Source organism: Flammeovirga sp. AWQ4_249, from assembly GCF_056161045.1.
In genome coordinates, this window is the sequence record NZ_JBSWYJ010000027.1 from 38,203 (window position 1) to 64,543 (window position 26,341).

A 26,341-nucleotide genomic window follows, 5' to 3' on the forward strand; every position below is an offset into this window, starting at 1 on the left:
AATAACTGTAAATCTATTATTTTTGAGGGTTCAAAAGAGATGCACTAGGTAGTTTACAGATTGAGTAAAACAAAGAACAATAAAGAGAATAACAGATGGACTAGACTTAGAACACTTTTCAGTTGGAAAAAGTGGCTTAGGTTGTTTCGTGTTTGGCTTTTTAGAGGAGCTACTCTTTTATTATTTCTTTGGCTTATTGTGCTAAGTATTTCTCAGATACCATTAGTACAAACTACATTAATTCATCAAATTACGACCGTTGTAACGCAAAAAACTTCCCACCCGACAAGCATAGCCTCTGTCAAGTTAGATTGGTTTGATAAATGGCGATTGAATGATGTGAAAATTATGGATCTTGAAGGGGTTCCATTGATTGAAGTGCAAACCGTAATTCTTGATTTTTCTTTCATAAAATTGTTATACAATCAAGATGAATACATTCATATAGAAGAAACTACCTTAAAAGATGTTCATGTAGAAATGATCATGGATGATCGCTTAGATTCTATGAATAATATGACGAAATGGATTCGTTATATGGCAGGGGATCCAAGTGGAGAGGGAAGATTTGATTACAAGGAGCCAGGAGATATACATCTAGTTTTTGAAAAAGTAAATCTCCGTAATGCTAAATATATATTATTCAAAAAAGATGTAGAACATAGAGAACCTGGAAAATTTGATGTCACTGATATGGAGTTTTCAGGCCTTAATGCTGATGTTACTGATCTAAAGATTGTAAGAGATACTATTGCCATGAATATAAAAGGGTTGAGTGGTATTGAGAGAAGAACCCAGATGAAAATCCGAAATCTTGATGGTTATTTAGGAATTTCAAGTACTGGACTTACAATTTCAAATCTCGATGGTGACATTGGATCTAGTTCATTGAAAGGAATAATAGATTTTTCATATGATGATTATTCTGACTTCAACGATTTCTACTATTGTGTTGACATGTATGCAGATCTTAAAAAATCAACATTGCATACAGATGATTTAGCTAACTTTTTCACTTATTTTGATTCTCTTCACGATTATGTTGTAGGAGATTTTAACCTAGAGGGTACTGTAAATAAATTTATGGTTACAGATGCTGATTTAAGATTCGGTAGTGGTAGTACGTTAAGAGGCGATTTTGAATTTGATAAAGTAATTGATGAGGAACGAACAGTGATGGATTTGACTTTCTATGATTCCTATTATTTTACAGAAGATCTTATTCCGTATGTACCTGATTTCATTGGCGAGTATGTAGAAATGTTTGGAGCAACAGCATTGGAAGGTACTTTTCAAGGAACTTTAGATGATTTCGAATTGGATGGAATGCTGAACTCTGATTATGGTATAATTACGCCAAATTTAGCAGTATCTATTCCTAAGGAAACATATAAAGGTTATCTTAAAACAGATAGTTTAGATCTAGGAAAAGTATTTGATTATCCAATTTTAGGTGAGTTGGATTTTGAAGGAGATATCGATGGTAAAGGGTTTTCTGTACATGAACTAGAATTAAATGTAAACGCTTCAATAGATAAATTTGGCTTTAAAGAGTACAATTATACTAATATCTATCTCGATAGCACTTACATGCGCGAAGGCTATTTTAATGGAGAACTTGTCGTTAATGACCCCAATTTGAAATTTTACTTAAAAGGACTTTTAGATTTTAATGATAGTACATTTAGTTTTCAATCTGGTATCGATGTTCCTAGTTTCAGAGAACTAAATTTATCAGAAAAGCATATAGGTGTTTATAGTAAAATGGAGGCTTCATTTGATAAAGTGATTGATAACGGCATTTCAGGAGGTTTGTCATTTTATGACTCAAAAGTTTTCAACAAAACGAAAGAACTAGACATCGAAAAACTAGTAGCCATTACGAATATTATGCCGAGCGGTTTACGTTTGATTAATGTAGAATCAGATTTCTTAAACTTTAATCTTGCTGGTTATTTTGATATCCCTACTTTGAGTAATGACATTGCAGATGTTATCGATGAAAGTTACCTGTCAATTTTTGCGGATACCGTTGAACAAAATAAATATTACACCCAAAAGAAAATCAGAAAAGAAGAGGAACGTGAAAAGAATTATTCAATTGATGCAGAATTGAAAATTATCAATGTAAATGACGTATTATCAATTTTTACAGATAGTATTCAGGTAGCGAATAATTCGAGAGTAATTTTAGAAGCTGATTTTGGTGAAAAACTTTCTGTACATTCTAAACTTTATAGTGATCAAGTAAGCTTTTATGGAGTTTCTTTAGATTCAAATTATATTAATTATTTTGCTGAAAAAGAAGGGTACTCAAGTGATTATAATACCTCTTTAAGGATGGAGTCTAAGGCACAAGATATAAATGGATTCTTATCTAAAGATTTTAATTTTAATGCCTTTACAGTTGATGATCATCTTATTTTTGAGACAGGATTGGATGTGTATAATTATGACTTGGCACTAAATCTAAAAGGAGATATACTAATCGAAAAAGATAGTTTAACCTTCCGATTACCTCAATCTTCCATTTATTGGGAAAAAGAAACTTGGTCAACCGTTAATGAAAATCCTTCGAAAATCATCGTTTATTCTGATGGAGTTCAATTTGAAAATTTCAATCTAAAAAATAAAGACGAGTTTGTATTTTTAAACGGATGGGTAAAGAAAGATGTCGATGAACCATTACATATGAAAGCAAATAATCTTGATCTTTCATATTTTAAAAAATATTCTGAACAAACAATTGAAGGAGAAGTAGATTCTTTGGATTTATATATTGAAAATGTTTTTATGCAGCCTAGAGTATATGGACATCTAGATATTGATTCGTTAAAAGTAGATAAGTATTTCCTTGGAGATGTTCAAGGTGAGTCTGAATGGACAAAAGATAAACTATCGTTGAATTTTCAAATTATTGATTCATTATCAAAAAGATTTCATTTATCAGGAGAATATTATTCGCAAAGAACAGCAAATCAACTTGATATGAAATTGGAGGTAAATGACCTTCCGTTAGGTATCTTCCAACCTTATATTGATGAAGTAGTTGAAAAACTTGAAGGTTATTCCACGGGTTGGGTGAAAATATCTGGTAATTTGGATAAACCAAAACTGTGGGGTAGTGTATTTGCCAAGGAAGGTTTAATTCGATTAGAATACTTAAATGTTGATTATAAGTTTGGTGAGGATAAATCTGTACCTAAAGTATTAATTCGCCCTAATAAAATCTATTCAGAAAATGTAAGAGTTGTGGATGAGTATGGTCATTATGCGTACTTAAAAGGAGGAATTAATTTTGATGAAGGATTTGAAAATATGACCGTCGGCTTAGATGTGAATTTTGACGATTTCTTTATCATGAAAAAACAGGAAAAAGGGAATGATCTTTTTTATGGAGCAGCCTTTGGTACTGGTGATGTATCAGTAACTGGTCCTTTCGATGATATTATTATTGATGTTAACGCAAAAACGAATAAACGTACTAAAATTTATATTCCTCTAAATGCAATAGATTACACAGAAACTGATCCTTACATTGTTTATGTTCAAAAGGATACAGTTTTATTCAATAATAGTGAAGATATAGATAGCAATTCACAAGCAGAAGAAGATCAAGCAAATTTCCAATTAAAGATGAATTTAGAGATCACTCCTGACGCTTATTGCGAAATGATTTTTGATAAGAAAACAGGTGATATTATTCGAGGAAATGGTCTTGGAAAATTACAGATGAACATTGATAAAAATAGAGATTTTGAAATGTTCGGTAATGTCGAGATTGTAAAAGGTGCCTATAACTTCACCATGAAAGTTGCGGAATTCAATTTAGTAGATAAGAAATTTGTCATCGATAAAGGTTCTACACTTTCCTGGAATGGAGACCCATATGAAGCACAAATGAATATTGTAGCCAAGTATGAGCAACGCGTAAGTTTACTACCTTTAATTGACCTTCAAGATAGTACAGTGAGGAATGCACCTGAGATTGTTAAAAGATATCCTACAGATGTAGATTTGATCATTAAAGGTGATTTGTCCAATCCATTGCTATCTTTTGATATTGATATACATGATTATCCTGCCACTGTAGTCACAGAGTCAGGTCCAATATCTTTGGAAAGTTATGTGGCTGCTTTTGAAGAAAGAATTCATAGAGATGAACAAGAATTGAATCGTCAAGTTTTTGGCCTAATTGTAATGCGTCAATTATTGTCAAGTGATTCTTACGGAGGATTTGGGCAAACAGCGTCAAGTAGTGTGAGTGAATTGTTAACAAATCAATTAAGTTATATTTTATCGCAAGTAGATGATAACTTTGAGATTGATTTGGATATGAGTGGTTTGGATCGAGAAGCCTTACAAAATTTACAAATGAGGTTATCATATACTTTTGCTCAAGGAAAAGTACGAGTCACCCGTGATGGAGGCTTTACAGATAACCAAAATCAAACGACTGCCGCATCTGTACTTGGTGATTGGACAGTAGAAGTAGTTATTTCTCAGGATGGAGCACTAAGAGCGAAGTTCTACCAGAAATATCGTCAGGATGTATATTATACAACTGCAAATCAGGATAATACTTCATTGACTGGGGCAAGTGTTATGCATACCAAAAGTTTTGATTCCTTTAAGGAAATCACTTCTAAAGATGGTAAACAGGAAAAAACAAAACGTCCAAAGCATTATAGGAGACACCTCAGACAATTGAAAAAGGAAGAAAAAAAGAAAAAAGATGAATCAGATAAAGAGTAGTGAAATTGTAGCCTGGTTCAAAGGTTTACAAAATGATATATGTAGAGATCTTGAAATTATTGATGGAAAAGCAAAATTTCAAGAAGACCTTTGGGAAAGACCTGGAGGTGGGGGAGGAAGAACTCGTGTCATCAAAGGTGGAAATATTATTGAAAAAGGTGGTGTTAATTTTTCTCTTGTTGAAGGGGACTTATCTCCTCAAATGGCAAAAGCTTTAAAAGTTGATGAAACAGCCTCTTTTAAAGCAACAGGTGTTTCTATTGTTTTACATCCTAAAAGTCCAATGGTTCCTATTATACATATGAATGTTCGCTACTTTGAATTATCAAGTGGAGAATATTGGTATGGAGGTGGTATTGATTTGACACCACATTATATTAATAAAGATGCTGCTTCTGCTTTCCATCAACATTTAATGGAAGCTTGTGAAAATACGAAGATGGGATATTATGACCGTTTCAAGGAATGGGCGGATAACTATTTCTTTATTCCTCATAGAGATGAAACACGAGGGATTGGAGGTATTTTCTTTGATCGTTTAAAACCTGAAACGGAAGGTTTAAACCCTGATCAGTTGTGGCACTTTGTACAGGATGTAGGAGAATCATTTATTCCTGCTTACAAAGAACAAGTAGAATTGTTCAAAGATCTACCTTATGGAAAAGCAGAATTGGATTGGCAACGATTAAGAAGAGGTCGTTATGCTGAGTTTAATTTAGTTTGGGATAGAGGTACTAAGTTTGGTCTTGAAAGTAATGGCAGAACAGAATCTATTTTGATGAGTTTACCTCCACAAGCGAATTGGGAATACGATTACCAACCTAAAGAAGGATCTAAAGAAGAAGAAACTTTAGCTTTATTGAAGAAAGGTGTTAATTGGTTATAGGTAATTCAGTTAATTACATAAGGTGAATAGTATAAAATAGATGCTATTCACCTTTTTCATTGTCTTATGTGAAGAAATTTATTGTATTAATCTAATAATTTGAAAACATTGTATAATGTTAGCGTATAGCAAGATAGAAATTACCCTAATTAATTATTGCTATGAAGTTTATACATAACCTAGCCCTTTTATCACTATTCTCTCTAACATTTTTCTCATGTTCAAATGATGATGATGGTGTTAATCCATCTGCAAACAATGTAGTGACATTGGAAGAAAATGAACATTTTGATGCAACATGGAATGTTAGTTCATCTGGAAACATCTCAAGTATGGCCTTTACAAGTGATGGTCTCGCAACTATCCAAGGTTCTGCTTCAGGTTCGAGTGCTAGAATTACAGTAGAAGAAAAAGACCTACTATTTGTGGGAGATTATACAGTACAATCCGATACAATCATTGATTTAGAAGGATATGGTACTATTAAAGTCTTGAATAATGATGGTGAAATTCAAATTGAATTAATCAAAGAAGATAACCCTTCAGAAACGATATCTTTTTCAGTTGAAGTAGATAATACTACTTATTCTGAAAGAACAGCTTTCCTTGCAAATACTTGGAAAGAAGAAGGTGAAGGCGATGATGATGACTTTTTTGTATTCTTTACAAAAGATGGTTCGTTATTAACTAATGATGGTAACGGTGTATGGGAGTGGACAAATAACTCTGAAGATGTTCTTAAAGTTAAAATTGAAGATGAAATTTTTGAGTTAAATGTATTGTCTATTACAGAAGAAAATGCAAGTTTCTCTATGACTTTTACAGAGGAAAATGAGACGTATACAGATACTGTAAATTTAGTTCGTGTGAATTATGAAGATCTAATCGATAATATCGATGGTTTAAATATGGATAGACAAAACCCTCACAATGGATCAGGTTATGTAAGTATAAATGGTGAAGAAATATTTAAAATCCGTGGTGCTGCAGCAAGAAACGAAGATGCATTCGAAAATGATACAACAGGTAGATTCTATGACTTTGTTTTCTTACAAGATTTAACAGTTTTAGATGAAATTGATACATATGAAGGTGAATCGTTCTTATCGAACATGATGTTCTTAACTTTAACAACTTCAGCTAGAAACCCAGAAAACTTAGCGGGTGATTACAGTAATGACGTTGCTTGGGATAGTGAAAATGATGCTGCTTCAGCTCCTGATTACGGTGTTCAATTCGCTGGTATCCTTGCTCAAATTAATAATGAGTTTTCAATTTATGCAAAATCTCCAGACAGTGAGAATCTAAATATTGAGAAGTTTATTATTGAAGAAAATGAAGATGGAACATTTATGATAGATGCCATTTTTGAAATCCAGAAACTGAATCAAGATGAAACTCTTGGTGAAAAAGTAAATGTAAGGTTCCATTATGAAGGCGATATCTTTATTTTTGAAGGTGGTTTTGATGGAGAAGAAGAAGAAAATCACACAACCGTAGAATAGAAAAAATAGATTATGATATATAAAAAGAGCTGTAGTTTTGCTACAGCTCTTTTTCTATATTGATAAATTTATATTTCGATTATTATAGTTTAATAAATAAGATTTGGTTATTCCTTCGACTCCAATAATCATCCTATTTTTAAATTCTCTTTTTTCTTCGATAAAACAATTATTTATAATTGAAATGTTTTCAATATCAGCCACTTTTTGATGAGAAGATAAATAAATAATATAATGTCCTTTACTTGATCGAGCTTCTTCTAGTTCAAATGAAAGCTTTTCTCCTTTAATCATTATATCTAGATTACAGTTGATATAATTTGTAAAACAGAATGCAGTCATAGATGCATAATTACATTCATTTTTATTACTCAAAGACTTCAATTCTCGGGCTTCAATCGTAATCGATAGCTTTAATTTATCTTCGTTATTGGTTATATAAAACTCTGATAACTGATCAATATGTAATGTTTTAAAAGAAAACAAAGACCAAACGAACAAGGGTAGAAAGATCCATTTTTTCATTACTGAATGATGATTTTTTTAGTTAATTGACCAACTTTTGTAGTAATTTGAATGAAATAAACGCCACGAATCCAGTTGCTTGTGTTTATTTGACTTTTGAATAAATCGGACTGATAAACAATATTTCCACTGGTGTCATATATCGAAATCTCATTAATCCAATCTTCAAATTGGTGATTGGAAGTTCTAAAATTTAATACATGATGTGCAGGGTTTGGAAAAACGAAAAGCTGAATGCCTTGATCATTATTAGAAGCTACTATATCGTCATCGTCTTTGTCTATTCCCCAATCAATTTCAGTAGGACTACAATCCACTGAAGCTGAACTTTCTGGACATCTTGCACCAAGTTTAAATGAATTATCAATATTTTTTCCTTTCAAACATCTTGGAATGTATGGCCAATTGTCAGTAATAACATAATAATATGTACCATTAGGGTAGTCTGGAGTAATACCAAATCGTCCTCCACATTCATCTAACGCTGATTGTCCTTGTATATATTCATAATCTTCAACATATGTACCATCGTATTCACCATTTGGTGCAGTGATTCCATCACCTGGGCGACCACCACTCTTTAATTGATATCCACTATTATAAGCTTGGATTCCACTTGTCTCGTCTAAAGAATCACTAAATAAGTATTTGTAATAAATTGGAAAGCCATCAGCTGCATATCCAACAATCGGGGAATGTTTAGATCCATCTATATTTAAATCTTCAGTATAATATTGTAAAGGTACATTATGATAATGGTAACGATTTACAGCGTCTACATGCCCGCCATTTTCGTCCATATTCAAGATAAATGCGGCTTCTTCATTCCATTAAACATTCTCTTCTTGAGTAGAGGGATTGGTAAAATAAAGACGAGCAAAAGGTGAGAAGACAACACCTTGATCTGAAATTCCAAAAACGATTCGATTGCCACAATCAGGGTCAGTAGGATCCACATATAATGGTGTACTTTCATCTCCTAATTCTGGATACAAACACATATAATGCTTAAAATCTTGTCCCTCTATATCATTTCTCCCTTGGAATGGGCCATAGCGATGAGCAGGTATATTATTAGAAGTAATAATTCTGACATTATTTTCTATTGTTTCAGAAACCGCATTTGTAGTTTCATTTTGGAAGATCTCTTGGTCATCACAGACTACAGGAGGGTTATTATCATCTTCATTTTTACTAGAAAGAGGATCAGTACCTTGTTGGAATTCTTCTAAATTAGATTTTCCATCGTAATCTGGGTCATCAGAAGCATCAAAATGATAAGACAGTAATTCTATTATTTCCCAAGAGTCATCCATTCCGTCATTATCAAAATCATTATTGGTTCCTGTAAAACTAGAATGAGAGGCATTTAATGTAGGCATATTGGTGTTTGTTTCTTTAAGATGATTCCTAAGTGAAACCCACAATTCATAAGCCTTTTCAGTTTGATTGTTGATCAAGTTAACCGATTCACCGATATCATTATCAAGATTGAACAAGTAAAATTCACCTGTCTCATATTCTGCTATCAGTTTATATTCATGATCAACAATTGCTGAACGAGGTGTCTTATTAGGATTATTATCATAATGAAGTGAATGAAAATAGATGGGTTTCTCTCTTGGATCATTTTCATTCAAAAGGCTTTTCGCAAAACTTTCACCATCGATATCTGACGGTAAACAAAGATTACTTCCTGATAATTCTGCAATAGTTGGAAACACATCATACAAAACTACAGGTTTATCATTATAAGTTCCTTGAGGAATATTAGGCCCTTTAACAATAAAAGGTACCATAATTCCACCTTCAAAAATGAAGGTTTTTCCATAATTTAAAGGCGAATTATCTGTGAAATTCATTTGTCCGCCATTATCAGAAACAAAGAAAATATAGGTGTTGTCTTCAATGCCAAGGTCAGAAATAGCATCTAGTAATTGTTGAATTCCAGTATCTGTATCTTCTGTCATTGCGGCATATTCGACATTATCGTGTCTATTACCTGCAGTAAGAGAATTATATTTATCTATAGAATTTTGAGTTGCCTCTATATTATTATGCACTGCATAATGAGAAAGCTGTAGTGCAAAAGGGACATTATCTCTCACTGCTTCCTGCATAAATGAAATGGATCTATTGGTTAGGTCAAAAATCATTTTAGGGTCATCTTGGACAACTCCTCCATCATTATTTCCATTATTATTAGAAGTAATACCGTTGCTTATATCAAAACCGTTATTATCAGGATTAGCTTCCGTCCCTCGACCTAAGTGCCATTTTCCCAAATGAGCTGTTCTGTACGATAATCCTGTATTTTTTAACCATTCAGCATAAGTGGTCCAATCAGGATTAATTTCAGTACTTGTTTCAGCTTCATATATAGAAAATCCTTCAGCGATATTGTTATCTGTCCCTGTAAAACTATTTCTCGCCGTAGATCTTCCTGTTGATAAACTAGCTCGAGTAGGAGCACATTTTGGAGCAGAAGCATATCCTTGAGAAAATACCATACCTTGTTGGGCTAATGATTCAATAGCAGGAGTGAGGTAAAAGTCACTTTTTGTATTGTTGTCTTGGGGCAACATTGGAACAGAAGAACCGGTCCATCCTTGATCATCTAATACGATAATGAAGAAATTGGGACTTTATGCCATCAAATTACCAGATAGTAAATAGACACATAACAATAGAATATATTGAAATGTTGTGTGTTGTTTTTTCATTAGTAATAGAGATAAGTAATCTAGTAGTTCACAGGAACTTTATTATAGAAAGGCAATACGTAGTCGTTTGTACTCAAAAAAATTAATCTTTTTTCTTCATTTTTCTTTTTTTGAAGATACTACTGAACATCATATGGATATAGGCATATTTTCTTCTTTCAGCTTGAAAGTATCTACTTTCATGAATGAGTGTATGGTAGTTGAAGAGTTTAGTATTTTGAAGATTTACAGCAATTTTAAAAAAAGAGATCATACTAAGATGTATCAGTTTATGGATTGACCGTAATGGAAACCTTTCATGAATTCTAAAATCAGTTACGATCCATTTTCCGTCTTCATTGAGAAGAGAATATACAAAAGGAATGAAAGATTGAAACTGTTTTTCATTTAGAAGGTCCACAAAAAAATTAGTGATTACAACATCAAATTTTCCATAATCTAAGGCTGTTTCATAGCTTTTGTTGACAAACTTAATTGGTGTTTTTAACTCAATTTTTTTAGCTAGTGCAGTCATTTTGGGTGATTTCTCTATATAGACAATTTCAGATACAACTCCTAAATCATCTATTTTCTTAAGAATTTTACCAGAACCTCCACCAATGATTAAAACTCGACTATTCTTTTTTATTTTATCTAAATGAACGAGTTGAATTTCTTGAATGGCTTTTCCAAAAATAATAGCCGCTAAAAAGTCGTAAAATTTTGCAATATAGTCGAATTGATCTTTGTTCATTATATAAGGTATACCAACGGATATAGGAAAACAAAGTCCCCTAAAATCCTAAAATAATCATCTTTTGAGAAGAAATCTGACTTAATATAAATCATAAAAAGGGATAAACCCATCAAAATGAAAATTATTTGTGGAATAATATAATCTTCGGTTAACCAAAAAAAGCTAACAATAGTACCTGCCAAAAAAATAGAAAATAAGATGATAAGTCGAATATTTATGCCAGTGTATCCTAATTTTTGAGCCCCTGAAGTCATCTTGTCTTTTTTGTCAGACTCCATATCAAATAAAGAAAATTCTAATAAATTAATGGAAGCTAGAATAAATAACCCAAAACTAAAAAAATGTAATGCAGGTCTATATTCATCACTCAAGCTATAAATAGGAAGTGCCACTCCGAGCGTATATATTAATGCAACGGTAGTTTCCTTAAAAGTCGAAAAAGGGATGAATTTTAGGTTTAATATAAGTAAGTAAGAGCCAACAATGATACAAAGAACAAGTCCGTGAAAAAAAACTTGTAATGGTACAAATGCAATGGTAGAAATTAATCCAACAACCATAAATAAGAAGCAAAAAGCACTCAATACTTTCTTATGTTTTTGGTGAAAAGCATGACGAAAAGTGTGAGCTTTATGTTGGATAGAGAAAGCATCAATAAGATGATCTAAGGTGTAGATCACCCAAACTGAAATTCCTAATGAAAAATATACGGGAAGTGGTACCTCAACTTGATTTACTTTAGCTAAAAACATAGAACAAGCAATAGCTCCTAAAGCTACATCTATACTTAAGGCTTGTAAGTAATGATAAACTTGTTTCAAGTGAGTTAATTTATGGGGTTAATAATTTTTTATATTGACTAGCTCGAGTAGGATCTAATTCTAATAATATTCGGCCTGCTTGATCTGCTTGTTCAGCCGGTGCTTTAGCAAATAAATTAGCCATTTCTATTCCTTTTGCAGCAAAGAAAACATCCATTGTAACTGATATAGGAATGTTTTTTCTTACAATCTTTAGGTCATTGAGACCATTCAGTATATTTTCTCTTGCTTCTTCAGGGCTATCCTGAAAAATATCTAAACCTTGTCTGTGATATGTGTAAAGAAATGCTCTAAATTTTTCGAACTGTGGATCCATAAAATCTCTCGCTAAAAAATAGCGATCTCTTTTATCACCAAAGGCACTCCATCCTGCACGTCCATTTTGCTCAGAATAATTGGCAATCTCCAACGCTTTTTCATAGTACTTAGTACCTCCTTTAGGAGAAAAAGTATCGTAGTCCATTCCTAAAACAATATAAGCATAATAGCTCATTAATGATACTATCTCTGTACTATAAATTCCATTAGAATACACCATTCGGTCAGATTCATTGTAGTTGAACTGCCATTTTTTATCAATAAAATTAATAGTTGGTGTTTCAAAAGAAGCTCCGTAAACGGGTCTTATACTTTGTATTTGAACATCAGCTTGATAACTCTGGGAAGTAATATCAGTACTTGCTTGTAATGTAACTAAGATATTTAATTTTATTTTCTCAAAATCTTCAAAACGGTCAGAAGTCCATTCCTGATTATTTAAGAACTGTTGCATGTTATTTTGCAAGTCTGTAAATAATTGTGTTTCATTGGTTTGAACTCTGTCTCCATTGACTGTGACAGTTGTATTAAGCTCTTGTGTAAAAGCTTTAAAACTTATACAAAAAAATAAGATTGTCAGTAGTTGCTTCATTAGATCTACTTCAATAGTACTAAAAAGTGTTTTCTTGAATTATAAATATACAAAAATCTTTATTCTATGTAATCAAAATTAATTGTTGAAAACTAGAATAAAGATTTTCGGATTAATATTGAATAATAGTATTGACAATATGTTCAGCAACTTCCTTTTTGGACATCAATGGAAGTTCTTCAACGTTGTCTTTGGAGACAATGGAAACACGATTTGTATCGTGTCCAAAACCAGCCCCTTTTTCTCTTAAGCTATTTAGCACTACAAAATCAACATTCTTTTTTAGTAGCTTTCCTTTAGCATTTTCTAATTCGTTATCAGTTTCTAAAGCAAAACCTACAGTGATTTGATTGTCCTTTTTTCTTTGCCCCATTGTTTTGGCAATATCAAAAGTTCTTTTCATATCTATCTGTAAATTACCTTCTTGCTTCTTGATTTTAGAGTTAGAAACTGTAGTGGGTGTATAATCTGCTACTGCTGCAGTGAAAACTGTAATATCTGCGTTATCAAAATTTTGATCTACAGCTTCATACATTTCTTGTGCAGAAAGAATATCAATAACTTTTACACCAGTAGGAGTGGGAACTTGAACGGGACCTGATACAATAGTTACATCAGCTCCTTGTTTATATAATGCTTCTGCAATTGCGTAACCCATTTTGCCAGTAGAACCATTAGTTATATATCTTACAGGGTCGATTTTTTCTCTCGTTGGACCTGCAGTAACAATTGCCTTTTTTCCAGAAAGTGGTAAATCAGTTCTTGGTTTGAAAAAATCAGTGACTGCATCTAAAATATGTTCTGGTTCAGCCATACGGCCTTTTCCAACAAGTCCACTTGCTAATTCTCCTTCTTCAGCATCAACAATAATATGTCCGTAAGAGGCTAAAGTATTAATGTTTCTAGTAGTTGAGGGATGAATAAACATATCCAAATCCATAGCAGGAGCGATCATCACAGGACATCTTGCAGATAAATAAGTTGCCATTAAAAGATTATCACACATACCATTGGCCATTTTTGCCATTGTATTTGCTGTTGCTGGAGCAACAATCATTAAATCAGCCCAAAGACCAAGTTTTACATGACTATTCCATTCGCCTGTTTCTTCATTTGCATATTGTGTTAGTACTGGGTTTTCTGAAAGTGTGGATAACGTAACAGGAGTGATAAATTGCTTTGAAGCTTCAGTCATAATGATTTGAACTTCCGCTTTCTGTTTTTTTAATAAACGAATTAATAATGCGATTTTGTAGGCAGCTATTCCTCCCGTAACACCGATAAGAATTTTCTTCCCTTTGAGAATTGTATCCATTTGTAATGCTGATTCAGTTATTTTCGTTATTGCAGTAAAAATAAAAAAAAAGAACTTCCAATTCTACTTAAATGTAAATTTGGAAGTTCTTTAACTAATTATAGTAATCGATCAATTAGTATGATCTATCTTCTACATTAGTGAAAAAGATCTTATCCTCAATCAACTCCTCAACTGCAAGAGTCGTTGCTTTAGGCATACGCTCGTAGAAACGAGAAATCTCAATTTGCTCACGGTTTTCTTGAACTTCTTCAAGGTTATCAACAGTTGTAGCAAATTCTGACAATTTTGCTTGTAACTCATCTTTTAAACGAGATGAGATTTGTCTTGAACGTTTTCCCGCAATAACGATTGACTTATAGATGTTATCAGTCTCTTTCGTCAAATCTGTTAAATCACGAGTTATAAGTGATGCTTTAGGCATTTGATATATATATTTATAATCGAATACTTCTTACAAGTTCGCTAAATTATGGATTTTTTTAGTTTATACCAAATTAATTATACCGAAATAGGACGTTGTATTGATGAAGTAGTCGTTAAATCACTTGCATTTATAATTAAATTGATGAATTATAAGAAGTTAGGTGTTGAGAAATTAGGGCTTTATCACTCTTCTTTAATTCTTAATAATACTTCACAAATACTTCTGAGATGAAACAATGTGAAATGTAATGTCAATGAGAAGTATATTGTAATGAATTCAGAAATGGATGAATTATTAAATTTTTAAATAATTATCTCTCTCACTTGATATCAAATTATTTTGATATTGGGTAAAATAACAAGAGCCACTTTTTTTGTAAAGTGGCTCTTGTTTTATCTATAGGTTGTTATGACCTAGTTAGGGAATAATTCATTACGAATATCCTGAATTCTCAAACGTAATTCAGTGTCAGCAGGGTCATACTTGTTTTCCAATTGAACTGGTTCAGCATCTCTGCTAGGACCATAGATTCTTTTGCTATCTAAGTTAACACCTGGATTTGGAGCGTGGTTGTGCTGTCCAAAGCACGAAGTTAGAGTTGCTAAAACTGCAAGCACGCTGCTATAAACTAAAAACTTTTTCATAAACTTCTCTATAGTGTTTGTTTGACTTACTGCGCATAGTCACTGCAAAATTAAGGTTTCAAATTTATAACACAAGAAAACTTTAAGGATTCCTTCAATAATAGCATACAACAATGCAAACTTTTTATTAGATTTGATAAGAAGACGTTATTTTCGTCTTATATTATTCTTCGACTTTTTATAATATGAGTAAAAAACCAAATTTATCCGCTATAGAGATTTATGCTGAAAAGGTAGCAGATGCTATATGTGATGACTTCTTTTCAGATCATGATTATATTACAGGAATTCAAATTACTAAGTTAAGTTCTATACAAAGTGTCAATCTATTTATTTTAAAAAGGATTTTTGAAAACTGGCAAAAAGAAGCAGTTAGAATACAAAGCCCCTATTTTGATTATTCGGCTGATGTAGTTCGTACATCTTTGGGACACTTAATGAATGCTTTGTCGAAGAATATTCATATCTCTCGTCTTCATTTTTTACCGTTATTACAAAAAGCTGTAAGAGATGTTTTAGTACTTACATTTGCTCCTGAAATTTTCTATGAGGAATTTTTTGGAATGCAGGGTATTAAAATACCTATGAAGAATTATTTGGTACCTATGTTTGGGTACATTAAAATACATCCAAAATTAGCATCAGAAATATTATCAGCTTTACAAGATGAAGCAGGTGTAAATATAAAAAGGATTGAAGCCATAAATATTGCGAATAATATCATTAGACATCATAAAGAACTACAAGAAGATCCTAAAGATATAGTTGCTTTATTTAATGAAATCGTGCCCGTTGGTATTTTTGAGCTTCACCCAAGTTATTTAGATGAACCTCCCGTTTCTTCTAAAGAAGAGAATTTTATAGAAAAAGAAGTTGATGATATTAATATCGAACAACTTTCTGAAGATATAGTAAGTTTTGATTTTGGATCATCTTCTGTTGATGAACCTAAGGAGGAGGAAGTGGTAGAAAAAGAAGTTACTCCAGATCCAATTGAAGAAGAAAAAGAGGATCATTTAGGTTTTGAAACAATTGAAATTGAAGAACCAACTTTTGAGAAATCTATCATTGAAGATTCTTCATTAGATGCTGCAGTTCAAGATTCTTTAGATTCAATTTCTAGTGAGATAGAAGAAGAGGAAAAAGTTGTAGTTGAGGAAGAAAAAAACGATGATGTAATTACCGAAGTGACATTTGATACTAATACATCTGAAGAGATCGTTGAAGAGGAGCCGTTAGTTGCTTCAAATGTAGAAGAACCTACAAGTACTGTTCAAGATCAAGTTACAACTGAGGAGGAAGAACCAAAATCATTATTGGATAAACTACAAGAAAACTCTGAGACTACAGAAAGTATCCGTACATCAATGACTATTAACCAGAAGTTTTTATTCCAAAAGGAATTATTTGGTGGAGACGCAGAGGTAATGGAAGCCGCTATTCAACAAATTGATAATAGTGCTGATTACACAGAAGCTATTAACTTGATCAAAACTGAATATGCTCAACAATATGATTGGGATTTTACTTCTGAAGCTGTAATGAACTTTATCTCATTAGTAGATATGAAGTTCTAGTTTATAGAGTAATAGATCATTTTAATATAAAAAGAATAGCCTTTCATATACTTAATTATGAAAGGCTATTCTTTTATTAATTGATTTTATATTAATCTATATGGTCTACATTACTATCGTTTGGTGCTTGACCAGCGTTGGAATAAACACTTGAATCAGTAAGATCTGAACTAATGACCAAAGTTGAAACTAACCATTGGGAATCTGTTGTGTTGGTCCCTCTTGAAGTATCCCAATCAGATTCTGGTGTGTCAGTGGCCATTTTACGCCACAAGACTCTGTTTCTAGTCGCTTCAGTTTGTCCAGCAACATCCCAACCATTGCCAGGAGATGTAGTGTAACTTTCACCCACTACATCAATTGCTACATCATTTTTGACAATTCGCATTCCATCACTACCATTTGCTTTTAGACTTACCCATGTTTCATCTACTATAACACGAGTAGGATTTACTTCTGCTCTTCCAATGATGAAGTGATAAAAGAGTATGAGCGTAAGCCAAATATTGCCTATTTGTACCTTCAAATAGGAACAATGTGTCCTCCAGCACCATCGGATATGCGAAAAATGATTCGTCAAACTTTCTTTTCTGTAGAAGAAGTAAATGAATTGAATAAAAAGGTACCGATGTTATTTTGTACTGGTTCAGAAGATATAACATTTCCTCCTGAATGGATTAAAAAATTACATAGTCTTATTACTAATTCTGAATTAAGAGTATTTGAAGGGACGGCTCATTCTCCTAATTATGAATTACCTGAAGAATATAATGAAGAAATAAAACGTTTTTGTAAATAAATAAAAGGGACTTTATGATGAAGTCCCTTTTTCTTTTTCAATTCTATTCTTAATGATGTTTCTTTTTATCTTATTGAAATCAGCAGTTGGAATAGAGTCAATTAATGTTTTTGTTGCTTCTGTTTGAGGTTTAGCATAAATATCATTGGCTAAACCCCATTCTTGTAATTTGCCTTTATCCATTACAAGAATACGGTCAGAAATAAATTTCACAACAGCTAAATCGTGTGAAATAAAAATATATGTCAGATTAAATTTATCTTTTAAATCACATAAAAGGTTTAATACTTTTGCTTGAACAGACACATCTAATGCAGACACTGATTCATCACAAATGATAAATTTAGGTTTTGTAGCTAGAGCTCTTGCAATACAGATACGTTGTCTTTGACCACCTGAAAACTCATGTGGATATCTATTCATGTATGTACTACTCAGCCCTACGGTTTCAAGTAATCGAATTGCTTCATTTTTTCTAGCCTTATCATCGGACAAAATATTATGCACCTTCATAGGTTCAATGATAGATTGTCCAATTGTAGTTCTAGGGTTTAATGATGTATAAGGATTTTGGAAGATAATTTGAATATCTCTTCTTAAGTTATTCAAATCCCTTTTACTCATTGTTGCAAGATCTTTCCCTTCAAAATAGACGTGTCCTTCTGTGGCTTCAATAAGTCTCAGAATACATCTGCCTAATGTTGTTTTTCCACAGCCTGAACGACCAACTAAACCTAAAGTTTCACCTTCATTTACTTCAAAAGAAATTTCATCTACCGCTGTGAAAGTTTGCGTCACTTTTCCCCATAAATTCTTTTTTACAGGAAATTCAGCTGTAAGATTTACTACCTTTAATAAGGTCGGTTTATCTTTAATTTTCTTTTGATACTCTGTTACGGTAGCTTCATCTTGAGCATTCAAAATCAAAGCTTGTCCAACAGACATGAATCGGGCTTTAGATTTTCCAGTTCTTGTGATATCTTCCATGAAATCATCAAGTGTAGGAAGCCTTTTCAGTGTAATGTCAATTCTTGGTCTACAAGCTAATAAACCTTTTGTATAAGGGTGTTGAGGATTATTAAAAACGTCGAATACAGTACCATATTCGACAATTAACCCTTTTCTCATCACGATGATTTTATCTGCCATTTGAGCAACAGTTGATAAATCATGTGAGATAAATATACATGCAGTATTTCTTGTTTCTTTAAACGTAAAAAATAAATCAAGAATACCTTTTTGAGATGTTACATCTAAAGCAGTAGTAGGCTCATCAGCAATTAATAAACTTGGATTACAAGCTAATGCTATACTGATTAAGACTCTTTGTTTTTGTCCACCAGATAATTGGTGAGGATAACTACTAAATACTTTTTTTGGATTTTTTAATTGAGCTAACTCAAATGCTTGTAATGCTTTTTTTCGAGCTGTAGCACGAGTTATATTTCTCTCGTGTATTTTTATAGTTTCAATTAATTGGTAGCCACACGTTAAAACAGGATTAAGAGAAGACATTGGATCTTGAAAAATCATTCCAATTTCACTTCCTCGAATATCTCTGATTTCTTTTTTAGATAATGCTAATAAATTGGTTAATCCTTTTGTTTTGCTATTGAATAAAATTTCACCAGAGCTGACCGTAGCATTTTTGGCTAGAAGTTGTAAAATAGATAGAGCAGTTACAGATTTTCCAGAACCAGATTCCCCTACGATACCCAACGTCTCACCACTCTCCAAAGCGAAATTAATGCTATGGACAGCAGTAGCACTACCTCTTTCTTCATTATCAAAAGAAATAGATAGATCTTTTACTTCTAAGAGAATATCTGCGTTATTTTTCTCCATACACAACTTTACAAATTAATTGAAAGTCTAAATTAATAAGTGAACCGATGAAACAATAATTTTAAAAGGAAAAAAACAATTCAAATTATAAAATAATATAGATTACGTATTAAAGTTCGATTCCTAAAACAGTAATGTCATCCCTTTGAGGAATATTATTTTGATGGACATCTAAAGCCGCTTCAATCAGATCACCTAAATCATCTATTGGTTGATCTAAATGTCTTTTGATATACTGTTCGAAATATCTACGTCCAAATTTATTATTATCTACATTGTTTTGGTCTAGGATACCATCGGTGAGCATAATTAGGTAATCACCTTTTTCATACTCGATCACTTCTGTTTCAAATTCACGACCTACCTTTTGCTTACCACCTATTGATTTTTTACTTCCTCTATATCTTTCTAGGACGCCATATTTTCTTCTTGCAATGTAAATATCACTTTTAGCTCCAGAGAAGAATATTTTCTCTACACCATCAACAGTTTCAAATTTACAAAGAGCGATATCCATACCATCGTTTATTGAATTTTCTTGTTGACGAAGGTAAGTAATGACTCTTTGATTCAACATTTCTAGAATAATAGAAGTGTCTTGCGTAAGCTTTTTATCTAGAACCTCTTGAAGAATAGTTTTACCAATCATAGACATTAATGCTCCAGGGACACCGTGTCCAGTACAATCTACCACAGCAAAGAAACGTACAATAGAACCATCACTTTTCTTAGATTCACCATACCAGTAAAAATCTCCACTTACAATATCTTTAGGCCTATAAATTGAAAAGAATTTCTTAAACTTTGTTTCCAATAAATCTTGTGGAGGTAAGATAGCATATTGGATAGTTTGTGCTGCTCTTAAACTGTTGGTAATCTTGATGTTCTGATCATTTACTTGTGTCATAGCATCATCAAGTTCCTCTTTTACCATTTCTACTTTTCTTTTTTGTAGATAAGCTCTTCTAATTAAAGCAATTAGTCCTACAACAAGTAAAATTAATCCACAAACAGCTAGGAAGTACGTAAGGATTTCTTTCTGATGTTGTGCTTCAGAAATTTGATTTTCCTCTTTGAACTTTTCCATTCTGTCTTCCTTCTCCACTAATTTATTTCTTAAAACACCAATCATGGCAAGAAGTGAACTATCTTGAGAACTGAATACAGTATCTTGTTTTGTAGTAAGTTTACTTTCTAATCTTGTTAATTCGGCATTTAACGAGTCAATTTCATGTTGAGCAATCAATTCTTTATTTTCAGCTTTGGCATAAACGCTAAGGAAATCTTCTCTTAGGTTTAACTCTTCACGTCTTTGTTCAATAGACTTTTCTTCAGAGGGTGAAGCTACTGCTGCTACTTCAATATTTTGAATCTCTTCTTCTTCTTCAACTACGTTTACAGTTAATGTTAATGTTTTTTGAACATCATCAAAACTTCTATTAATAATATCATGAGCATGAATGAGAATTAGACTAATTGATTCAGCAAATTCTTCGGTAGTCATTTCCACCTTTAAACTTGTATATCCTCTATCATTTGTAGAGGCAAACTTTCCATCGGCAAGAATTAAGGCATCTTGAACAAAATTTCCGTCTTGATCGATTACACGAAAACCAATATTAGAAATGGCCTGTTGGTTTGATACTTTTAGCTGTATAAATTGGGAAAATTCTCTTCTTTCTTGGGCCACTGATTTTAATGTTCGACCAGGAACCATTACTTCGTAATTTTTCTTTAATCGAATACCAATAGGGAAGGTAATGCTAAATGCTCCATTAAAATCTGTAGACGTTGAGAAGAGACGATCCCCAATGAAAATATGTAAAGCTTTATTTGTAATTGGGTTTCTATTTTCATCAACAACAATACCTTCTAAAATATCTTGAAGTTTATCTCTTAATTTAATAATAATACGTCCATTTTCTATATACCATGCTTTCAATTCCATGTCTTCTTTAGCAACCGTAAGCATTCGAGGTACAGAGAACAATCCATCTTCTTTGTCTTTATGGTATATGAACTCCCCATCCTCATTTGAGATAAAGCTCTTTCCATTGATTGTTATTTCTGCATCTTTAATAGGTAAACCATTGTAAGATACCTTACCCTTCATCGCGTCATCTTTTTTCTTTTTAGTAACCATATCAACCCCTTGATTTTCACCAAGCATTGGGTTTACATTAAAAGTATTATGTACTTTAACAGGGATTACATTTGGGGCAGATGCTACATTCACAACACCTTCTTCAGTATTATTTTCTTGAATTACATAAAAGTGATGTTCTTCTTCTTTTTTATTCCTCATACCTATTTTAATGGCATAAGTTCCTTCATGGAAAATACTAGAATTTTTTTCAACTTTTATATAGAAATTTTGATCAATATGAGCTAAAATAGAATATGCACCTTGTTCGTCAGTAATTGTTTCGTATAAATCTTTATCACTTTCCAAACGAACAGTTGCATTTACTAATGGAGTACCATCTTCTTGATTTACAACACCATTAATTCGTACTTTATCAAAGAAAAAGACTTGATAAATATCTAATTGACCAATTGATCCTTTCCTTGCAGAAGAAAAATAACCGATTTTACCGAACATACTAAAATAAGTGTCATCTGCAGTGGAGTTAATGGGAACACCAAGATTTTGAGGGGTAGACCATTTATTTGAATTTTCGTCATACACTGATCTGAAAATATCATAACCTCCCATTGAATTATGACCTTTAGATGCAAAGTATAATTCACCTTCTTGATTGATGAAAGGAGAATCTTCATCATATTCAGTATTTAACTCCTTAATTTCCTGAGGTTCTTCCCATTGCTTTTTCCTTTTGTTCCATTTGGAATGAAATAAATCAAGATCATCAGAGTCATTAAAACCTCTTGATGCAAAATATAAATGTTGTTGATCTTCAGAGATAAAGGCATGTGTTTCTTGTGCAGGGGAATTTACACCTTTTAATTCATATTCTCTTCCCCACTTGTCATCAATTAAATCCCTAGCATACAGGTCCCCGTCTCTATAAAGCAGTACTTTAGAATCATTATCAAAAAGTTGAATGGTAGCAGTATGCCCATCATGAGATAACTCTTCAACTTTAACGGGACGTACCCATTCATCATTAGCGTCCATATATGCATGGAAAACTTGTTCGAATTGAGTACCAGAAGTATTTTTTGATTTATCTAATTTTGTTACTCTTGTAAATAAAAAAGTTTGATGATCTTTTGTAAGTGTAATACTATGTTCATTGGCTTTTGAGTTGACTTTGTCTCCTAAATGCCTCACAATTACCTTTGTTTGATTGGAAAGTATAACTTTAGCATTGTCAATTTGCTTTTTTAAGTTATCTACATTTTCAGTGCCTTTTGGATATAGTGATGCTTGATAAACAGCATCTTCCGCTAATTCTATGTTAGATAAAGAAAGATATCCTTCTGCAATATAGTAGTGGAAATCAGAGCTTTGCGCTACAGATGATTTCTTGATTGAAGTAAGAATTTCAATTCCCCTTTTTGATTGATTCGTTTTTATATAACAAACAGCAAGACTATACAAATAAGATTCATTATTTGGGTATAGTTCAACAAGCGGCTCAATAAATTGTAACGCTTCTGAATAATTGTGGTTTGTATATGCTTTACGTGCGTTTTTTTCTAACTGTTTCACATCTTGTGAAAACAAATTAAGAGGTAATAACAGTAATAAAAGGGCAATATATTTAAGCAAGTTCTGCATAAATAGTCTCTAAGTTATGTTGTTATATTTAATATGAAATAGCAAAAAATTAATAAAATATTATGTTTGTTGCATATTAAATTTAGACAGTAATTAACATCAAAAAAAGTAAAATTAATCTGATTTTGATTCAAAAATAAGATATAAATAAATATTTTTAAATATTATGTAAGTTAAATTTATAATTTAAATGACATTTTGTTGTCTCTTAATTAAATACGATTGAAGTTGCTTACATATTGTTTAAGGTATTGAACATTTTTCCCAATTCTTTTAAATTGATTACTGATCAATACTAGGTCTGACAGTTTTTTGATGTTAGGAGATTCAAGAATACCCATTTCTAATTCTTTTTCACGCTTAATTTCCATTGTATCGGTCTCTTCAAGAATTGAAGAAAGAACAGCTGTAAAATCATCATCGGGCAATTCGACTTTATTACCTTTAAGTACTTCAACTAAATTATACAATGTGCTGCAAATAAGGTCGATAAACGGAGTCAATTCTTTATATTGATATTTTTTAGAAAGTCTTTCTACGTTAGCAGAAAGGGTTGCAGTATGTGCAAAGACCATTCGGATAGCTGCGATAAATTCATAAAGGTCTGTGCTTGGCATTTGGTTGTTTTTAGGGTCATTGAGCATCGTTTGGAAACTCATTGCTAAATTAGCATTAGCCAATTGTGCACTTTTGCGGGCTATCCTATATTCGTTAGGGTCAACATTTTTAGTACCTGTATATCCAATGGCAACTTCTTTGAAATATTGACAATTTTCAATAAGTGCAGCAATCATTCTTACTCTGATTTTATTGACTTCAAATTCAGGGAAAATTAGAAAACTAATGAGATAGGCAATTAATCCACCCAGAATAGTAGCCACTATTCTATACATTGTAATATTAAAATCCGTAGGACTATTAATGGCTATTAATAATAAAATAAATGGAGTAAGGAGGGTCATTCCTAAACGATAATCTTTTGCTAATGTGCCAAAAGTACCAATGCCTAAAGGAATTAAAACCATTAAATAAATATAGATATTGTTGGTTGTAAACATAATCACTGACGTAATTAGGATACCAATTGATGTTCCAATTATACGTGCAACCATTCTCTGCTTTGTAATTGCAAAAGAGGGTTTCATGATTACAGATATCGATAACCATATCCAATATCCTCGTTGAGCATCTAATAATAAAGCACAACTAAAGCCTACCATCATAGCAATAGAGATCTTAATGGCATGACGAAAGTGACTTGAAGATAAATTTAAATTATCAATAAGGCTTCCTTGTTCTGGAGGGTTTAAGAAACTAGGTAATCTTAATCCATCAGTATGTGACCTGTTTTTGATATTATCCCAATCTGTAAACTCGGCAGCTTCTTTCGTTAATTTATTAATTCGGCCAAAATTCCTTAGAATATTCTTTACTTCAGCAAATAATCGAATAGGGATGGTTCTATTTTTATCATCTCTTAAATTCTCAAATATTTTTTGAGCATCTTCAAATTCATTGTCGAGGTTAGGGAGTGTATCAACTGTTTTTCTTTGCTGAATATGTTTTCCTAAAATAGAAATATTGTGTCCAATTTGAGTAAAAACAATTTCTAATGTATCTAGTAAAGCAGTTTCTTTAAAATGTTTCCCAAGCGTAGTGTAATGAATGTGCGTTGCAGTTGCTTTTTCAAATATATCAACAGAAAATCTTAATAATAAAATTAAGGAACGACCATGAGGTGTAGCACCCTGTAAAGCTGAACGTTGTGTTAGTAGTAATTTCCTTACTTCATCTTGTTTGTGGTCTATTTCGGTTTGTAGCTTAAAAATCTGTGTACCTATTGTAACAGAGTTGGGGTTTTGAAATAAACGTGCCTTTAATTCGATATATTTTGCCATGAGTACATAGCATTCTCCTAAAATTTTCTCGATTGTAGCATACGGTCTAATTTGCCATAATAATAGAGAATTAAATGTATACCATAATCCTCCACCAAGCATCCCGAGACATAAATGGAACAATAATTTTGTTTCTACTCCAAAACCTAAACCCAAAGAAATAGCAATTAATATACTATTTCCTATCAATGTGGATCTATTTCCGAAGATGGCCATAATTGCACCTATAAAAGAAATTAATCCAATATATACTAACCCCAAAATGGGCCACTTTATCAAATATGCAATCCCAAATGCGCAAATTGCATTAATAATCGACCCTCCTAATAAGCCTTTTGCTTTTTCATTCCAATTTCCTGGAGAATCAGAAAGACCAACACAAAGAGCACCTATACTAACAGCAGTAGCAATACTTTGAATATTGAATAATATACCAAGTAGTAGTGGTAAAACAATCGTCCAAGTTAATCTTAACCCATTGGAAAACTGATAACTACGTCTGAAAAACTTTATTTGCTCCATTAATAAATATTGTCAAGAAACATATTACAAATCTAAACATTGTTTCGTTCAATAAAATTAAAGCAATAAAGAGATAAAAAAAACACCACATAATATTGCTTTTTTACAAAAAGATCACCTATTTGCGACTATATCGCAAAAACATATAGTAACAATGAAGAAAAACTTAATTTTAGGCGCATTTTTAGGACTTGCATTATTCTCATGTGATAATGAAACTGAGCAAGGTCCTCTACCAGTTATCGATAATTACGTAATTGAAGAAGGTCATGAGGAGCATGAAGATCATGCTAGACTTACTTCTGAAGAAGATGAGATTGTTTTAATCTTTGGTGAAGAGGCAATCATTGAAGCAGACTTAAGCGGTCAAAATTTATCTAATGTTCAATTGGATATCCATTGGGCAGGTGATGGTCATGAACATAGATTAAACACTGCAGAAGATGATTCTGTACAAATGAGTGCTAAAGTAGATTGGCAATTTGGTGTTGAAGGTGGTTTAACTCCAGCAGGTGTATTCCCTTCAGAGCATCATTTACACGAGCATATTGATCTTCCATTAGATGTTAATGGTAGCCCAATCGAATCAGGTGAGTATCATTTCGTTTTACATTTATGGGATCAAGAAGGTAATGCTACTCAAGTGGCACTTACTTCTCACTTAGAATATGAAGGTCACGACTATAATCATGAATAAAATATCATGAA

General features: G+C 32.3%; 19 protein-coding genes. 6 read left to right on the top strand and 13 right to left on the bottom strand.

Annotated elements, in window-relative coordinates; translation table 11 throughout:
* The first annotated feature begins 60 nt into the window (after nucleotides 1–60).
* The 3 genes from ACXAHM_RS18050 to ACXAHM_RS18060 all read left to right on the top strand — a co-directional run bounded on the left by ACXAHM_RS18050 (nucleotide 61) and on the right by ACXAHM_RS18060 (nucleotide 7,146).
* Entirely contained in the window at nucleotides 61–4,755 is a 4,695-nt protein-coding gene (locus ACXAHM_RS18050; protein ID WP_474962704.1) for a translocation/assembly module TamB domain-containing protein, read from the top strand.
* The gene (gene hemF / locus ACXAHM_RS18055) at nucleotides 4,736–5,641 is read left to right on the top strand and encodes an oxygen-dependent coproporphyrinogen oxidase (protein ID WP_474962707.1); all 906 of its coding nucleotides are present in this window, start codon (nucleotides 4,736–4,738) and stop codon (nucleotides 5,639–5,641) included. Before ACXAHM_RS18050 ends, hemF begins: the two co-directional genes overlap by 20 nt.
* A 161-nt stretch (nucleotides 5,642–5,802) precedes the next feature.
* Nucleotides 5,803–7,146, top strand: coding sequence for a hypothetical protein (locus ACXAHM_RS18060; RefSeq protein ID WP_474962709.1), 1,344 nt, complete (start codon nucleotides 5,803–5,805; stop codon nucleotides 7,144–7,146).
* A gap of 54 nt (nucleotides 7,147–7,200) precedes the next feature.
* On the opposite strand, the gene ACXAHM_RS18065 is transcribed toward ACXAHM_RS18060, so the two are convergent.
* From ACXAHM_RS18065 to ACXAHM_RS18105, 9 genes are all read right to left on the bottom strand, one after another.
* Nucleotides 7,201–7,671: a DUF6702 family protein gene (locus ACXAHM_RS18065; RefSeq protein ID WP_474962712.1), complete on the bottom strand. Its 471-nt coding sequence runs from the start codon at nucleotides 7,669–7,671 to the stop codon at nucleotides 7,201–7,203.
* On the bottom strand, nucleotides 7,671–8,471 hold the full coding sequence (locus ACXAHM_RS18070; protein ID WP_474962716.1) for a T9SS type A sorting domain-containing protein: 801 nt from the start codon (nucleotides 8,469–8,471) through the stop codon (nucleotides 7,671–7,673). Before ACXAHM_RS18070 ends, ACXAHM_RS18065 begins: the two co-directional genes overlap by 1 nt.
* Nucleotides 8,472–8,501: 30 nt before the next feature.
* A complete protein-coding gene (locus ACXAHM_RS18075; RefSeq protein ID WP_474962786.1) occupies nucleotides 8,502–10,301 on the bottom strand; it encodes a sulfatase in 1,800 nt (599 codons plus the stop codon).
* Between the two features lie 175 nt (nucleotides 10,302–10,476).
* Entirely contained in the window at nucleotides 10,477–11,127 is a 651-nt protein-coding gene (locus ACXAHM_RS18080) for a class I SAM-dependent methyltransferase (protein WP_474962719.1), read from the bottom strand.
* A complete protein-coding gene (locus ACXAHM_RS18085; protein ID WP_474962723.1) occupies nucleotides 11,127–11,951 on the bottom strand; it encodes a UbiA prenyltransferase family protein in 825 nt (274 codons plus the stop codon). Before ACXAHM_RS18085 ends, ACXAHM_RS18080 begins: the two co-directional genes overlap by 1 nt.
* 10 nt (nucleotides 11,952–11,961) lie before the next feature.
* Entirely contained in the window at nucleotides 11,962–12,861 is a 900-nt protein-coding gene (gene porD, locus ACXAHM_RS18090; RefSeq protein WP_474962726.1) for a type IX secretion system protein PorD, read from the bottom strand.
* A gap of 112 nt (nucleotides 12,862–12,973) precedes the next feature.
* A complete protein-coding gene (gene coaBC / locus ACXAHM_RS18095) occupies nucleotides 12,974–14,176 on the bottom strand; it encodes a bifunctional phosphopantothenoylcysteine decarboxylase/phosphopantothenate--cysteine ligase CoaBC (protein ID WP_474962729.1) in 1,203 nt (400 codons plus the stop codon).
* A 115-nt stretch (nucleotides 14,177–14,291) separates the two neighbouring features.
* A complete protein-coding gene (locus tag ACXAHM_RS18100; protein WP_044204845.1) occupies nucleotides 14,292–14,600 on the bottom strand; it encodes a DNA-directed RNA polymerase subunit omega in 309 nt (102 codons plus the stop codon).
* A 416-nt stretch (nucleotides 14,601–15,016) separates the two neighbouring features.
* Complete coding sequence (locus tag ACXAHM_RS18105; protein ID WP_474962734.1) at nucleotides 15,017–15,220, bottom strand: hypothetical protein; 204 nt, start codon at nucleotides 15,218–15,220, stop codon at nucleotides 15,017–15,019.
* Between the two features lie 212 nt (nucleotides 15,221–15,432).
* Between ACXAHM_RS18105 and ACXAHM_RS18110 the strand changes: the two genes are divergently transcribed.
* Nucleotides 15,433–16,824: a hypothetical protein gene (locus tag ACXAHM_RS18110; protein WP_474962737.1), complete on the top strand. Its 1,392-nt coding sequence runs from the start codon at nucleotides 15,433–15,435 to the stop codon at nucleotides 16,822–16,824.
* 91 nt (nucleotides 16,825–16,915) lie between these two features.
* Here ACXAHM_RS18110 and ACXAHM_RS18115 read toward each other — a convergent pair whose 3' ends face one another.
* Nucleotides 16,916–17,350 (bottom strand): hypothetical protein, encoded by a 435-nt coding sequence (locus ACXAHM_RS18115; protein WP_474962741.1) that lies wholly within the window; start codon nucleotides 17,348–17,350, stop codon nucleotides 16,916–16,918.
* A 9-nt stretch (nucleotides 17,351–17,359) separates the two neighbouring features.
* On the opposite strand from ACXAHM_RS18115, the gene ACXAHM_RS18120 reads away from it, so the two are divergent.
* Nucleotides 17,360–17,623 (top strand): alpha/beta fold hydrolase, encoded by a 264-nt coding sequence (locus tag ACXAHM_RS18120; protein WP_474962744.1) that lies wholly within the window; start codon nucleotides 17,360–17,362, stop codon nucleotides 17,621–17,623.
* 12 nt (nucleotides 17,624–17,635) lie between these two features.
* On the opposite strand, the gene ACXAHM_RS18125 is transcribed toward ACXAHM_RS18120, so the two are convergent.
* From ACXAHM_RS18125 to ACXAHM_RS18135, 3 genes are all read right to left on the bottom strand, one after another.
* Nucleotides 17,636–19,468: an ABC transporter ATP-binding protein gene (locus ACXAHM_RS18125; protein ID WP_474962748.1), complete on the bottom strand. Its 1,833-nt coding sequence runs from the start codon at nucleotides 19,466–19,468 to the stop codon at nucleotides 17,636–17,638.
* A 109-nt stretch (nucleotides 19,469–19,577) separates the two neighbouring features.
* Nucleotides 19,578–23,144, bottom strand: a complete 3,567-nt coding sequence (locus ACXAHM_RS18130; protein ID WP_474962750.1) for a SpoIIE family protein phosphatase — start codon at nucleotides 23,142–23,144, stop codon at nucleotides 19,578–19,580.
* Nucleotides 23,145–23,425: 281 nt separating this feature from the next.
* Complete coding sequence (locus ACXAHM_RS18135) at nucleotides 23,426–25,633, bottom strand: FUSC family protein (protein WP_474962752.1); 2,208 nt, start codon at nucleotides 25,631–25,633, stop codon at nucleotides 23,426–23,428.
* 154 nt (nucleotides 25,634–25,787) lie between these two features.
* On the opposite strand from ACXAHM_RS18135, the gene ACXAHM_RS18140 reads away from it, so the two are divergent.
* Nucleotides 25,788–26,330, top strand: a complete 543-nt coding sequence (locus ACXAHM_RS18140; RefSeq protein WP_474962754.1) for a DUF4625 domain-containing protein — start codon at nucleotides 25,788–25,790, stop codon at nucleotides 26,328–26,330.
* The last annotated feature ends 11 nt before the right edge of the window (nucleotides 26,331–26,341 follow it).